Source organism: Rubrivivax sp. JA1026, from assembly GCF_011065555.1.
Classification (GTDB): domain Bacteria; phylum Pseudomonadota; class Gammaproteobacteria; order Burkholderiales; family Burkholderiaceae_C; genus Rubrivivax; species Rubrivivax benzoatilyticus.
This window is the reverse complement of sequence record NZ_JAALCQ010000003.1, coordinates 80,319-92,933: the sequence shown is the minus strand read 5'-3', so window position 1 is coordinate 92,933 and position 12,615 is coordinate 80,319. Positions and strand designations below refer to the sequence as shown.

The 12,615-nt window shown below is 69.4% G+C and carries 15 protein-coding genes; 7 read left to right on the top strand and 8 right to left on the bottom strand.

Annotated elements, in window-relative coordinates:
* The first annotated feature begins 155 nt into the window (after positions 1–155).
* The gene (locus G5B56_RS06895; protein WP_009857720.1) at positions 156–1,154 is read left to right on the top strand and encodes a sensor domain-containing diguanylate cyclase; all 999 of its coding nucleotides are present in this window, start codon (positions 156–158) and stop codon (positions 1,152–1,154) included.
* 10 nt (positions 1,155–1,164) lie between these two features.
* On the opposite strand, the gene G5B56_RS06890 is transcribed toward G5B56_RS06895, so the two are convergent.
* From G5B56_RS06890 to G5B56_RS06855, 8 genes are all read right to left on the bottom strand, one after another.
* A complete protein-coding gene (locus G5B56_RS06890) occupies positions 1,165–1,977 on the bottom strand; it encodes a sulfite exporter TauE/SafE family protein (RefSeq protein WP_009857721.1) in 813 nt (270 codons plus the stop codon).
* A 7-nt stretch (positions 1,978–1,984) separates the two neighbouring features.
* Entirely contained in the window at positions 1,985–2,449 is a 465-nt protein-coding gene (locus tag G5B56_RS06885) for an EVE domain-containing protein (RefSeq protein ID WP_009857722.1), read from the bottom strand.
* A 269-nt stretch (positions 2,450–2,718) separates the two neighbouring features.
* Positions 2,719–3,063 (bottom strand): cell division protein ZapA, encoded by a 345-nt coding sequence (locus G5B56_RS06880; RefSeq protein ID WP_009857723.1) that lies wholly within the window; start codon positions 3,061–3,063, stop codon positions 2,719–2,721.
* On the bottom strand, positions 3,060–3,293 hold the full coding sequence (locus tag G5B56_RS06875; RefSeq protein ID WP_009857724.1) for a hypothetical protein: 234 nt from the start codon (positions 3,291–3,293) through the stop codon (positions 3,060–3,062). The genes G5B56_RS06880 and G5B56_RS06875 overlap by 4 nt, the downstream gene beginning before the upstream one ends.
* A gap of 9 nt (positions 3,294–3,302) precedes the next feature.
* The gene (nth, locus tag G5B56_RS06870; protein ID WP_164962736.1) at positions 3,303–3,947 is read right to left on the bottom strand and encodes an endonuclease III; all 645 of its coding nucleotides are present in this window, start codon (positions 3,945–3,947) and stop codon (positions 3,303–3,305) included.
* Entirely contained in the window at positions 3,947–4,606 is a 660-nt protein-coding gene (rsxB, locus tag G5B56_RS06865) for an electron transport complex subunit RsxB (protein ID WP_164962735.1), read from the bottom strand. The genes nth and rsxB overlap by 1 nt, the downstream gene beginning before the upstream one ends.
* Before the next feature lie 7 nt (positions 4,607–4,613).
* Complete coding sequence (locus G5B56_RS06860; RefSeq protein WP_009857727.1) at positions 4,614–5,879, bottom strand: polyhydroxyalkanoate depolymerase; 1,266 nt, start codon at positions 5,877–5,879, stop codon at positions 4,614–4,616.
* A gap of 138 nt (positions 5,880–6,017) precedes the next feature.
* A complete protein-coding gene (locus G5B56_RS06855) occupies positions 6,018–7,220 on the bottom strand; it encodes an amino acid aminotransferase (protein WP_009857728.1) in 1,203 nt (400 codons plus the stop codon).
* Between the two features lie 113 nt (positions 7,221–7,333).
* Between G5B56_RS06855 and uvrB the strand changes: the two genes are divergently transcribed.
* The 6 genes from uvrB to iscA all read left to right on the top strand — a co-directional run bounded on the left by uvrB (position 7,334) and on the right by iscA (position 12,562).
* Positions 7,334–9,445, top strand: coding sequence for an excinuclease ABC subunit UvrB (uvrB, locus tag G5B56_RS06850; RefSeq protein ID WP_164962734.1), 2,112 nt, complete (start codon positions 7,334–7,336; stop codon positions 9,443–9,445).
* Complete coding sequence (locus G5B56_RS06845; protein ID WP_164962733.1) at positions 9,442–9,933, top strand: low molecular weight protein-tyrosine-phosphatase; 492 nt, start codon at positions 9,442–9,444, stop codon at positions 9,931–9,933. The genes uvrB and G5B56_RS06845 overlap by 4 nt, the downstream gene beginning before the upstream one ends.
* Positions 9,934–10,048: 115 nt before the next feature.
* Positions 10,049–10,582, top strand: a complete 534-nt coding sequence (gene iscR, locus G5B56_RS06840; RefSeq protein ID WP_009857731.1) for a Fe-S cluster assembly transcriptional regulator IscR — start codon at positions 10,049–10,051, stop codon at positions 10,580–10,582.
* A 5-nt stretch (positions 10,583–10,587) separates the two neighbouring features.
* The gene (locus tag G5B56_RS06835) at positions 10,588–11,802 is read left to right on the top strand and encodes an IscS subfamily cysteine desulfurase (protein ID WP_009857732.1); all 1,215 of its coding nucleotides are present in this window, start codon (positions 10,588–10,590) and stop codon (positions 11,800–11,802) included.
* A 24-nt stretch (positions 11,803–11,826) separates the two neighbouring features.
* A complete protein-coding gene (gene iscU, locus G5B56_RS06830) occupies positions 11,827–12,231 on the top strand; it encodes a Fe-S cluster assembly scaffold IscU (RefSeq protein WP_164962732.1) in 405 nt (134 codons plus the stop codon).
* A gap of 7 nt (positions 12,232–12,238) precedes the next feature.
* A complete protein-coding gene (iscA, locus tag G5B56_RS06825) occupies positions 12,239–12,562 on the top strand; it encodes an iron-sulfur cluster assembly protein IscA (RefSeq protein WP_009857734.1) in 324 nt (107 codons plus the stop codon).
* The last annotated feature ends 53 nt before the right edge of the window (positions 12,563–12,615 follow it).

Sequence of the window (12,615 nt, the reverse complement as noted above, 5' to 3'; positions counted from 1 at the left end):
ACCTCGCTCCGGTGCCAGGGGGTGTCGGCCTGACTGCCCTGTCCGGGGGGGCCGACGCTCAAGCTAGGGGTCCGCTTGCGCCAGAATTGGTGCTTTGCTTGTCGCGCGCTTTTTGTGTCTGCGACCTGCAATCACCGTCCAACCTCCATTTGCCCATGTCCGATGTGATCGATGCCGGCCTTGCCGACGCCCGCGTGCCCGCGGCGCTGGCCTTGCTGCTGGACGCCTGGATGCAGCGCGAGGGTGCGCTGGCCGGCATCAAGGATGCGGCGAGCGGCCGATACGAGTACGCCAACGACGCGCTGCTGCGCTTCCTCGGTCGCGAAGCCCAGGCGGTGATCGGCCACACCGACGCCGAACTGTTCGACGCGCCGGTCGTCGGCGCCTTGCGTGCCGCCGACCAGTCGGCCCTGATGCATGGCGCGCCGTTCAGCAGCGAGCACCGCATCGAGCGCGACGGCCGCCGCCACGACTTCTCGGTGCTGCGTGTCGTCGACGAGCGCGACGGCCAGCGGCGCATCGCCAGCCTGTGGATCGACCTGGCGCCGCTGCATCAGCAGCAGGCGCAGCTGGCCACCGCGCTGGCGCAGATCGAGCAGCTGCAGAAGGCCAACGAGTCGCTGCGCCGCGAACTCGCCGACCAGGCGCTGCGCGACCCGGCCTCGGGCCTGTACACCCGCGCCCATTTCGAGGACCAGCTGCGCCGCGAGGTCGACCTGTCCACGCGCGAGCACCGCGAGTTCTCGATCGTCTTCATCGAGCTCGATCCGCTGTCCGACCCGGTGCGTGCGCTCGGCGAGGCCGCGCACAAGCGCATCCTCGAGGCCCTGGGCCGGCTGCTGCGCAGCGGCACGCGGGCGATGGACGCCTCCTGCCGGCTCGACGACCGCCGCTTCGCGGTGCTGCTGTCGGGCGTCGGCCTGGCGACCGCGCACTCGCGCATGGAAGGCATCCGCCGCCAGTGCGCGGCGCAGATCGTCGTGCTCGACGGCCGCGAGATGTCCTTCACCGTGTCGATGGGGGTGGCCAGCTTCCCGCACACCGCGCACAGCCGCGACGAGCTGCTGTCGGCCTGCGAGACCGCCATCGCCGAGGCGCGCCGCCGCGGCGGCAACCACGTCACGCTGGCGGCGATCCCGTTCGAGCCGCGCTGAGCGCGCGGCCTCAGGCGAAGGCCCGCGTGGCCATGTACGCCGCGAGCGCGAACAGCATCAGCGCGAAGATGCGCCGCAGCCGGCGCTGGTCCATGCGCTGCGCCGCGCGTGCGCCCAGCGGCGCCAGCGTCACGCTGGCCACCGAGACGATCGCCAGCGCCGGCAGATACAGGTAGCCGAAGGCGCCGGGCAGCGCCGGCGGCAGGTCGCGCCCGGCGATCAGGTAGCCGGCGACGTTGGCCAGCGCGATCGGGAAACCGAGCGCGGCGCTGGTCGCGATCGCCTGGCGCAGCGGCACGTTGCACCAGCTCATGAACGGCACCGACAGAAAGCCGCCGCCGGCGCCCAGCAGCCCGGACACCAGCCCGATGCCCGAGCCGACCGCTGCCTGACCCGCCGCGCCGGGCATCGTGCGCGTCGGCCGCGGCTGCTTGCCGCGCAGCATCTGCAGCGCCGAGAAACCGATGAAGACGGCGAAGAACAGCGCCAGCCCGCGGCCCTTGGCCAGCGCGAAGACGCCGGCGCCCGAGACCAGGCCGCCGAGCACGATGCCCGGCGCGATGCCGCGCACGTAGTCCCAGCGCACCGCGCCGTGGCGGTGGTGGGCGCGCATGCTCGACAGCGAGGTGAAGACGATGGTCGCCATCGAGGTCGCGATCGCCATCTTCACCGCCAGGCCAGCCTCGACGCCGCGGTGCGACAGGATGGCGGTCAGGAAGGGCACCATCGTCATGCCACCGCCGACACCCAGCAGCCCGGCGACGAAGCCGGTGGCGATGCCGAGCGCGATCAGCTCGGCGACGAGCAGGACGCCGAAGTCCACGCCGGCGTCAGCGTTCGAGCCGGGCCAGCACGGCGGCCCATTCGGCGTCGTCGACCTCGGTGATCGACAGCCGGTTGCCCGGCTGCAGCACGCGCATCGTCGCCAGTTCGGGCGCCTGGCGCATCTCGCGCAGGCTCAAGAGCCGCGTCTTGCGCACCAGTTCGACCTCGACCTGCAGCCAGCGTGGTTGGTCGCGCGTGCTCTTCGGGTCGTGATACGGGCTCGCCGGGTCGAACTGGGTCTCGTCGGGCACCGCGGGGCCGCTCACGCGCGCCAGCCCGGCGATGCCCGGTTCGGCGCAGGACGAGTGATAGAAGAGCACGTCGTCGCCCGGGCGCATCGCGTCGCGCATGAAGTTGCGCGCCTGGTAGTTGCGCACGCCGGTCCAGGGCAGGTGCCGGCCGGGCGCGGCGGCGAGGTCGTCGATCGAGACCTCGTCGGGCTCGCTCTTCATCAGCCAGTGGCGCGCCATGCGAGGGACCGTCGCGGGGAGATCGGGAAAATCGGGAAGGGTGTCCGCCGCGCGCTCGGGGGTCGCATTCCTGAAGAACCCATGGGGAACGTTCAGGTGGGCGAGGTCAGCCAAGCTTCGGGCTCATCTGACGCGAGACGTTCACACCAGCGAGGCGATGTTCCAAGCCCATGGTCAAAGACCATCGGATCGAGGAAATCTAGACCCGCGCACGCGCGACGGACGCTGCCATTCTAGTCGGCCGACTCGCGGCCCGAAGGCGAAAAGGGCTACAGAAGATGCCCGTCTTCACCCAGTGCCGCGTCGAGGCGGCGCACCAGGGCGTCGATCGCCTCGGTGTCGGCCGCGGACGTCGCCGTGGCGGCTTCCGGTTGCGGCGCGGGTGCCGGAGCCGGGGCGGGCGCCGCTGCGTTGCCGCGTTCGGCGATCTGGTAGGCCAGGTTGAGGGCCGCGAGCACGGCGATGCGTTCGCGCGCCTTGACCTTGCCGGCGTCGCGGATCGCGCTCATCTCGCGGTCGACCGCGGCGACGGCGGCGGCGAGCAGCGCCTCGCCGCCTTCGGGACAGCCGAGGATGTAACCCTGGCCGAGGATCGTGACTTCGACCTGCTTCATGCGCCTTCTCCGGGCGCCGGCGCTGCAGGTGCCGCCGGCGGCGTGGCCGGCAGGCGCTCGATCAGCGCGTCGATGCGCGCGCGTGCCGCGGCCAGCCGCGACACGAGGCTGTCGCGCTCGGCGGTCACCGCGGCCAGCCGGGCCTCGAGCAGCGCGTTGGAGCGCTTGAGTTCCTCGTGCCGCAACACGAGACGGTCGACGCGCTCGCTCAGATCCTGCAGGTTGCCCATCTTCGACGCCTATCCCTCCGCGGGCATTGTAGAAGCAGCGCTGTCGCACCAGCGGCGCACCGCGCAGCGTTCGCACTGCGGCCGCCGCGCCTGGCAGACGTAGCGGCCGTGCAGGATCAGCCAGTGGTGCGCGTCGACGGCGTACCTCGGCGGCACGCGTTCCAGCAGCTTCAGTTCGACGGCCAGCGGGGTCTTGCCCGGCGCCAGCCCGGTGCGGTTGGCGACGCGGAAGATGTGCGTGTCCACCGCCATCGTCGGCTCGCCGAAGGCGACGTTGAGCACGACGTTGGCTGTCTTGCGGCCGACGCCGGGCAGCGCCTCCAGCGCCTCGCGCGAGCGCGGCACCTCGCCGCCGTGCTGCTCGACGAGGATGCGGCAGGTCTGGATCAGGTTCTTCGCCTTGGTGCGGAACAGGCCGATCGTTCGGATCGACTCGGTGACCTGGTCCAGCCCCAGATCCAGCAAACGCTGCGGTGTCGGTGCCAGCGCGAACAGGCGCTTCGTCGCCTTGTTGACGCCGACGTCGGTGGCTTGCGCCGACAGCAGCACCGCACACAGCAGCTCGAAGACGCTGGTGAACTCGAGCTCGGTCTGCGGCGACGGGTTGGCCGCGGCCAGCGTCGCGAAGAAGGGCTCGATCGCGTCGTCGTGCATCAGGCTTCCTGGCGCCGGGCGCGTGCACGCGCCAGCGCGGCTTCGATGACGGCACGTTTGCGGTCGATCGCCGCCGGATCGGTGAGCCGGGTCTGGTTCGGCAGGTCGGCGAGTTTGGCCGCGGCCTTGGCGGCCAGGCGCTCGTCGTTCTCGCGCTTCTCACGTTCCAGCCGCGTGCGCCGGGCGTTGTAGCGGGCGCGGGCCTCGTCGGCCTGCGCGGCGCTCCAGGCGCCCCAGCCGCTGGCGCCGGGCGTGGCTTCGACCATCGTGATGCAGTCGACCGGGCAGGCGGGCAGGCACAGACCGCAGCCGGTGCACAGTGCGTCGATGACGGTGTGCATGCGCTTGTTCGCACCGACGATGCAGTCCACCGGGCAGGCCTTGAGGCACAGCGTGCAGCCGATGCACCAGCTCTCGTCGACGACGGCCAGGCCGCGCGGGCCTTCGGCGCCGTGCGCCGGGTCGAGCGGGCGGGCTTCGACGCCCAGCAGCGCGGCCAGCCGCGCGACACCTTCGGCGCCGCCAGGCGGGCAGCGGTCGAGGGTGGCGCTGCCGGCGGCCAGCGCCTCGGCGTACGTGCGGCAGTCGGCGTAGCCGCAGCGCGTGCACTGCGTCTGCGGCAGGGCGGCGTCGAGTCGGTCGGCGAGGGCGGCGGTCACCGCCCGATTATCGGGCGGCCGCGCGCGGTGCCGGCTTGTCGAAGCGGGCGATGAAACCGCGCACCTCCGGGTAGACCTTCTCGCGCCAGCGTCGGCCCGAGAAGATGCCGTAGTGGCCGGCGCCTTCGACGTCGTAGTGGAACTGGCGCGTGCGCGGGATGCCCGAGCACAGGTCGTGCGCGGCACGCGTCTGGCCGGCGCCGGAGATGTCGTCGAGCTGGCCTTCGACGGTCAGCAGCGCCGTCGTCGTGATGTCCTGCGGCCTCACCCGCTGCCCGTGCACGTCCCAGGTGCCGTTGACCAGCGCGAAGTCCTGGAACACGGTCTTGATCGTGTCGAGGTAGTACTCGGCCGGCATGTCGAGCACGGCGTTGTACTCGTCGTAGAACTTGCGGTGGGCGTCGGCGCTGTCCTCGTCGCCGCGCACGAGGTCGAGGAAGTAGTCGTAGTGGCTGCTGACGTGGCGGTCGGGGTTCATCGCGACGAAGCCCGAGTGCTGCAGGAAGCCGGGGTAGACGGCGCGTCCGGCGCCCGGGTAGTTGCTCGGCACTCGGTAGATGACGTTGGCCTCGAACCAGGCGTGGCTCTTGTTCATCGCCAGGTTGTTCACCGCGGTCGGGCTGCGGCGGGCGTCGATCGGGCCGCCCATCATCGTCATCGTGCGCGGCGTCGCCTCGCCGCCGCTGGCCAGCAGCGACACCGCGGCCAGCACCGGCACGGTCGGCTGGCAGACCGAGATGACGTGCACGTTCGGGCCGATCAGGCGGATGAAGTCCTGCACGTAGGCGACGTAGTCGGCGAGATGGAACGGGCCTTCGTCGGCCGGCACCATGCGTGCGTCGGTCCAGTCGGTGATGAACACCTTGTGGTCGTGCAGCAGGCTGGTGACGGTGTCGCGCAGCAGCGTCGAGTGGTGGCCCGACAGCGGCGCGACGACGAGCACCGTCGGCTGCGTCTTCATGCGCGCCAGCGCGTGCGGGTCGTCGCTGAAACGCTTGAAGCGCAGCAGCCGGCAGAAGGGCCTGGCCAGCGCCACCTGCTCCTGCACCGCGACGGCGACGCCGTCGACGGTGGCCGAGGTGATGCCGAACTCGGGCTTCTCGTATTCCTTGGCCAGCCGGTGCAGCAGGTCGAAACCGGCCGACACGCGCTGCGCCATCGGCGTGTGCGCGAACGGCGACAGCGGGTGGTCGTAGAGCTTGGCGGTGGCGGCCGCGAATTCCGCGAACGGCGCCATCAGCGCGCGCTGCGTCTCGTACAGGTGATACAGCATGCTCGTCTCCGTCCTCGCGGCCTGCATTGTGCAGTGCAGCAATAGTAGTCGGTCAACGAGCATCCTGCCGCGCCGGACGGCAGGGGGAAACGCGGAAAACGCTTGGGTTCCGGCCGGTTGTCACCGGCCGGAGGGGCGTCAGGCGACCTTGGCGATCGCCGTGGCGACGGCGTCGATGTTCTTGCTGTTCAGCGCGGCGACGCAGATGCGGCCCGAATCGACGCCGTAGACGCCGAATTCGCTGCGCAGGCGCTGCATCTGCTCGGCCGACAGGCCGGAGTAGCTGAACATGCCCTTCTGGCGCGTGATGTAGGACAGGTCACCCGCCACGCCGGCGGCGGCCAGCTTCTCGACCAGCGCGGCGCGCATCGCGCGGATGCGCAGGCGCATTCCGGCCAGCTCTTCCTCCCACTGCGCACGCAGCGCCGGCGTCGTCAGCACGGTGGCGACGAGCTGGGCGCCGAAGGTCGGCGGGTTGGAGTAGTTGGTGCGGATGACGATCTTCAGCTGCGACAGCACGCGCGTGGTCTCGTCGCGGTCGGCGCAGACGACGCTGAGCGCGCCGACACGTTCACCGTAGAGCGAGAAGCTCTTGGAGAACGAGGTCGAGACGAGGAACTGCAGGCCGCTGGCGACGAACTGGCCGATGACCGCGCCGTCCTCGGCGATGCCTTCGCCGAAGCCCTGGTAGGCCATGTCGAGGAAGGGCACCAGGCCGGCGGCCTGGCAGGCGGCGACGACTTCGGTCCACTGCGCCGGCGTCAGGTCGCAGCCGGTCGGGTTGTGGCAGCAGGCGTGCAGCACGACGATGGTGCCGGGCGCGGCGGCCTTCAGCGCCGCGAGCATCGCGTCGAAGCGGATGCCGCGTGTCGCCGCGTCGTAGTACGGGTAGGTCGAGACCTCGAAGCCGGCGTTGCTGAACAGCGCGCGGTGGTTTTCCCAGCTCGGGTCGCTGATCAGCACGCGGGCGGCGGGGTTCAGCTTCTTCAGCAGGTCGGCGCCGACCTTCAGGCCGCCGGTGCCGCCCAGCGCCTGCACGGTGGCCACGCGGCCGGCCTGCAGCACCTCGCTGCCTTCGCCGAACACCAGGCCCTGCACGGCCTTGTCGTAGGCGGCGATGCCGTCGATCGGCAGGTAGCCCTTCGGCTTGGTGGCTTCGAGCAGCTGCTTCTCGGCGGCGGCCACGCAGGCCAGCACCGGCAGCTTGCCGTTGTCGTCGAAGTAGACGCCCACGCCCAGGTTCACCTTGGCCGGGTTCGGATCGGCGGCGAACTGTTCGTTGAGACCGAGGATCGGGTCGCGCGGGGCCATCTGGACGGCGGCGAACACGGAGGCGGACATGGCGGATTCCTGAGGAGTGGCGGGGCGGACGGGGCGGCCGGCAGACAGTTCGCGGCTGCGTTACCCTCTGCGGTTGCCCTCGAATTCTAGATGTCCGCCACCAGGTTTCCCCGATGACCGAAGACACCGACGTCGCGACGGAGCCCGCCCGGGGCGAGTTCGTCACGTTTGCCGATTCCCCGTTCCAGCTCTTCCAGCCGTATCCGCCGGCCGGTGACCAGCCGACCGCGATCAACCAGCTCGTCGAAGGCGTGCACGACGGCCTGAGCTACCAGACGCTGCTGGGCGTCACCGGCTCGGGCAAGACCTTCACGATGGCCAACGTCATCGCCCGGCTGGGCCGGCCGGCGATCGTCTTCGCGCCGAACAAGACGCTGGCCGCGCAGCTGTACAGCGAGTTCCGCGAGTTCTTCCCGAAGAACGCCGTCGAGTACTTCGTCAGCTACTACGACTATTACCAGCCCGAGGCCTACGTGCCGCAGCGCGACCTGTTCATCGAGAAGGACAGCGCGATCAACGAGCACATCGAGCAGATGCGGCTGTCGGCGACGAAGAGCATCCTCGAGCGCCGCGACGTCGTCATCGTCGCCACCGTCAGCGCGATCTACGGCATCGGCAAGCCCGAGGACTACACGCAGATGCGGCTCATCGTGCGTGTCGGCGACAAGATGGGCCAGCGCGACGTCATCGCCCGGCTGGTGGCCATGCAGTACACGCGCAACGAGATCGACTTCGGCCGCGGCAGCTTCCGCGTGCGCGGCGACACGATCGACGTCTTCCCGGCCGAACACAGCGAGTTGGCGCTGCGCATCGAGCTCTTCGACGACGAGATCGAGTCGCTGGCGCTGCTGGACCCGCTGACCGGCCGCGTGCGCCAGAAGGTGCCGCGTTTCGTCATCTACCCGTCCAGTCACTATGTGACGCCGCGCGAGCAGGTGCTGCGCGCCGTCGACGGCATCAAGGCCGAGCTGCGCGAGCGTGTCGACTTCTTCGTCAAGAACGGCAAGCTCGTCGAGGCCCAGCGTGTCGAGCAGCGCACGCGCTTCGACGTCGAGATGCTGCAGGAGGTCGGCCACTGCAAGGGCATCGAGAACTACACCCGCCACCTGTCGGGCGCCGCACCGGGCGAGCCGCCGTCGACGCTGGTCGACTACCTGCCGCGCGACGCGATCATGTTCCTCGACGAGAGCCACGTGCTGATCGGCCAGTTCGGCGGCATGTACAACGGCGACCGCGCGCGCAAGACGACGCTGGTCGAGTACGGCTTCCGCCTGCCCAGCGCGCTGGACAACCGCCCGCTGCGTTTCGAGGAGTTCGAGCGCCGCATGCGCCAGGCGGTGTTCGTCACCGCGACGCCGGCCGACTACGAGAAGACGCATTCCGGCCAGGTCGTCGAGCAGGTCGTGCGTCCGACCGGCCTCGTCGACCCCGAGGTCGAGGTGCGTCCGGCCTCGACCCAGGTCGACGACGTGCTGCAGGAGATCCGCGAGCGGGTCGACGTCAACGAGCGTGTGCTGATCACGACGCTGACCAAGCGCATGGCCGAGCAGCTGACCGACTACCTGTCGGACAACGGCGTCAAGGTGCGCTACCTGCACAGCGACATCGACACCGTCGAGCGCGTGGAGATCCTGCGCGACCTGCGCCTGGGCCTGTTCGACGTGCTCGTCGGCATCAACCTGCTGCGCGAAGGCCTGGACCTGCCCGAGGTGAGCCTGGTGGCGATCCTCGATGCCGACAAGGAAGGTTTTTTGCGTGCCGAGCGCAGCTTGATCCAGACCATCGGCCGCGCGGCGCGCAACGCGCGCGGCAAGGCCATCCTCTACGCCGACAAGATCACCGACTCGATGCGCCGCGCCATCGACGAGACCGAGCGGCGGCGCGCCAAGCAGATCGCGCACAACGAGGCGATGGGCATCGTGCCGCGCACGGTCAACAAGAGGATCCGCGACCTGATCGACGGCGTCGTCAGCGACAAGACCGCCAAGGACGAGTTGCAGTCGGCGCAGGCGGCCGCCGAGGTCGAGGCGATGTCCGAGAAGGACCTGGGCAAGCGCATCAAGGCGCTGGAGAAGCAGATGCTCGAACACGCGCGCAACCTTGAGTTCGAGAAGGCGGCGCGGGTGCGCGACCAACTGGCGCTGCTGCGCGAGCAGGCCTTCGGCGCCGACGGCCACGATGTCAACGTGGTTCCGCTTGACGCCGCGCGCGGAGGCGCTCGATGAACCCGGCGCCGAGCAGCATCCTGTTGGTCTGCATGGGCAACATCTGCCGTTCGCCGACTGCCGAAGGCGTGCTGCGTGCCAAGCTCGACGCCGCCGGGCTCGCGAAGCGGCTGCGAGTCGACTCGGCCGGCACCCACGGTTATCACGCCGGCGAGGCGCCGGATCCACGCGCCGTGCGCCACGCGGCTGCGCGGGGTTACGATCTCGCCCGGCTGCGGGCCCGGAAGGTCGAGCGCGAGGACTTCTCGCGCTTCGACTGGATCCTCGCGATGGACGAGGACAACCTGGCCCGGCTGAGGCAGATCGCACCCGACGACGCCCGCGCCGACCTCGGGTTGCTCATGGAGCACGCACTGCAGCATGCAGGCGTGCGCGAGGTGCCGGACCCGTATTACGGGTCGGCAGCGGGTTTCGAACGTGTTCTCGATCTGGTCGAGGATGCGTGCGACGGGATCGTCGCCCGCCTGCTGCGTGCGCAGTCCACGTGACGGCGCCGCCCCAAGCTTGACCAAATTGGTTGGTCTCAGCTATACTTGAGCAATCTAGTCGGGATCGCTCTACGGGGAAACCCGCGATCGCCGACGCCTTCGTAAGGAGACATCCATGAGACTGACCACCAAAGGCCGCTTCGCCGTCACCGCGATGATCGACCTCGCGCTGCGCTCGCACAGCGGCCCGGTGGCGCTGGCGGCCATCAGCCAGCGGCAGCAGATTTCGCTGTCCTACCTGGAACAGCTGTTCGGCAAGCTGCGCCGCCATGAGCTGGTCGAGAGCACGCGCGGCCCGGGCGGCGGTTATTCGCTGGGCCGTGGCGCCGACGAGATCACCGTCGCCGACATCATCGTCGCCGTCGACGAGCCGATCGACGCCACCGGCTGCGGCGGCAAGGAAAACTGCCACGGCGACGACGGCGGCCGCTGCATGACGCACGACCTCTGGGCGAGCCTGAACAACAAGATGATCGAGTACCTCGACTCGATCTCGCTGAAGAAGCTCGTCGACGAGCAGATCGCCAAGGGCGTCTCGGTCGAGGAAGCGCCGATCAAGCGCGCGATCTCCTCGCAGCCGGTCGTCAAGCCGATCAAGGTCACCGCGCCGAACTCGGTCTTCGCGTTCGGCAGTTCCTTCACCAAGTAAGCGACATGACCCCGCATTTCCCGATCTACATGGATTACGGCGCGACGACGCCGGTGGACCCGCGCGTCGTCGACGTGATGATCCCGTGGCTGCGCGAGCACTTCGGCAACCCGGCGTCTCGCAGTCATGCCTGGGGCTGGGAAGCGGAAGAGGCGGTCGAGAAGGCGCGTGCGCAGGTCGCTTCGCTGATCAAGGCCGATCCGCGCGAGATCGTCTGGACCTCGGGTGCCACCGAGAGCAACAACCTCGCGATCAAGGGCGCGGCGCACTTCTACGCCTCGCGCGGCAAGCACCTGATCACCGTGAAGACCGAGCACAAGGCGGTGCTCGACACGATGCGCGAGCTGGAGCGCCAGGGTTTCGAGGTCACCTACCTCGACGTCCAGGAGGATGGCCTGCTCGACCTGGAGCGCTTCAAGGCGGCGCTGCGTCCGGACACGATCCTCGTGTCGGTGATGTTCGTGAACAACGAGATCGGCGTGATCCAGGACATCCCGGAGATCGGCCGCCTCTGCCGCGAGCGCGGCATCATCTTCCACGTCGACGCCGCGCAGGCCACCGGCAAGGTGGCGATCGACCTCGGCACGCTGCCGGTCGACCTGATGAGCCTGGCCTCGCACAAGAGCTACGGCCCGAAGGGCATCGGCGCGCTGTACGTGCGCCGCAAGCCGCGCGTGCGGCTGGAAGCGCAGATGCACGGCGGCGGCCACGAGCGCGGCATGCGCTCGGGCACGCTGCCCACGCACCAGATCGTCGGCATGGGCGAGGCCTTCGCGATCGCCGAGGCCGAGATGGGCACCGAGAGCGAGCGCATCCGCATGCTGCAGAAGCGCCTGCTCGACGGCATCGCCGACATCGAGCAGGTCTTCATCAACGGCGACCTCGAGCGGCGCGTGCCGCACAACGTCAACGCCAGCTTCAACTTCGTCGAGGGCGAGTCGCTGATCATGGGCATCAAGGGCATCGCGGTGTCCTCGGGCTCGGCCTGCACCTCGGCCAGCCTGGAGCCCAGCTACGTGCTGCGTGCGCTGGGCCGCAGCGACGAGCTGGCGCACTCCAGCCTGCGCATGACGATCGGCCGCTTCACGACCGAAGCGGAGATCGACTACGCGGTGGCGACGCTCAAGGACCGCGTCGCCAAGCTGCGCGAGCTGTCGCCCCTCTGGGACATGTACAAGGACGGCGTCGACCTGAGCACGATCCAGTGGTCTGCGCACTGAACGGATAGAACCAGGAGAACTCACATGGCCTACAGCGACAAGGTCGTCGACCACTACGAGAACCCTCGCAACGTGGGCGGCTTCGAGAAGGGTGACGAGACGGTGGGCACCGGCATGGTCGGCGCCCCGGCCTGCGGCGACGTGATGAAGCTGCAGATCAAGGTCGACCCGAGCACCGGGCTGATCGAGGACGCGCGTTTCAAGACCTACGGCTGCGGCTCGGCGATCGCGTCGAGCTCGCTGGTCACCGAATGGGTCAAGGGCAAGACGCTGGACCAGGCGCTGGAGATCAAGAACACCGACATCGCCGAGGAACTGGCGCTGCCGCCGGTGAAGATCCACTGCTCGATCCTCGCCGAGGATGCGATCAAGGCCGCCGTCCAGGACTACAAGGCCAAACACGGCGAAGCCGTGGCGACGCAGCCGTAAGGGGATCATGTCGATCACTCTGACCGAAGCGGCGGCCCGCCACGTCACGCGTTATCTCGGCCGCCGCGGCAAGGGCGTCGGCGTGCGCCTGGGCGTCAAGACGACGGGCTGCTCGGGCCTGGCCTACAAGCTGGAGTACGCCGACGAGGTGGGCGCCGAGGACATCGTCTTCGAGGACCACGGCGTCAAGGTGCTCGTCGACCCGAAGAGCCTGCCCTACCTGGACGGCACGCAGCTGGACTTCGTGCGCGAAGGCCTCAACGAAGGCTTCAAGTTCCACAACCCTCGCGAACGCGACCGTTGCGGCTGCGGCGAGTCCTTCCGCGTCTGACCGACAATACCGGGTTGCCCCGAGTCCGGCGCGGCCCTCGTGGCCGCGCTTTG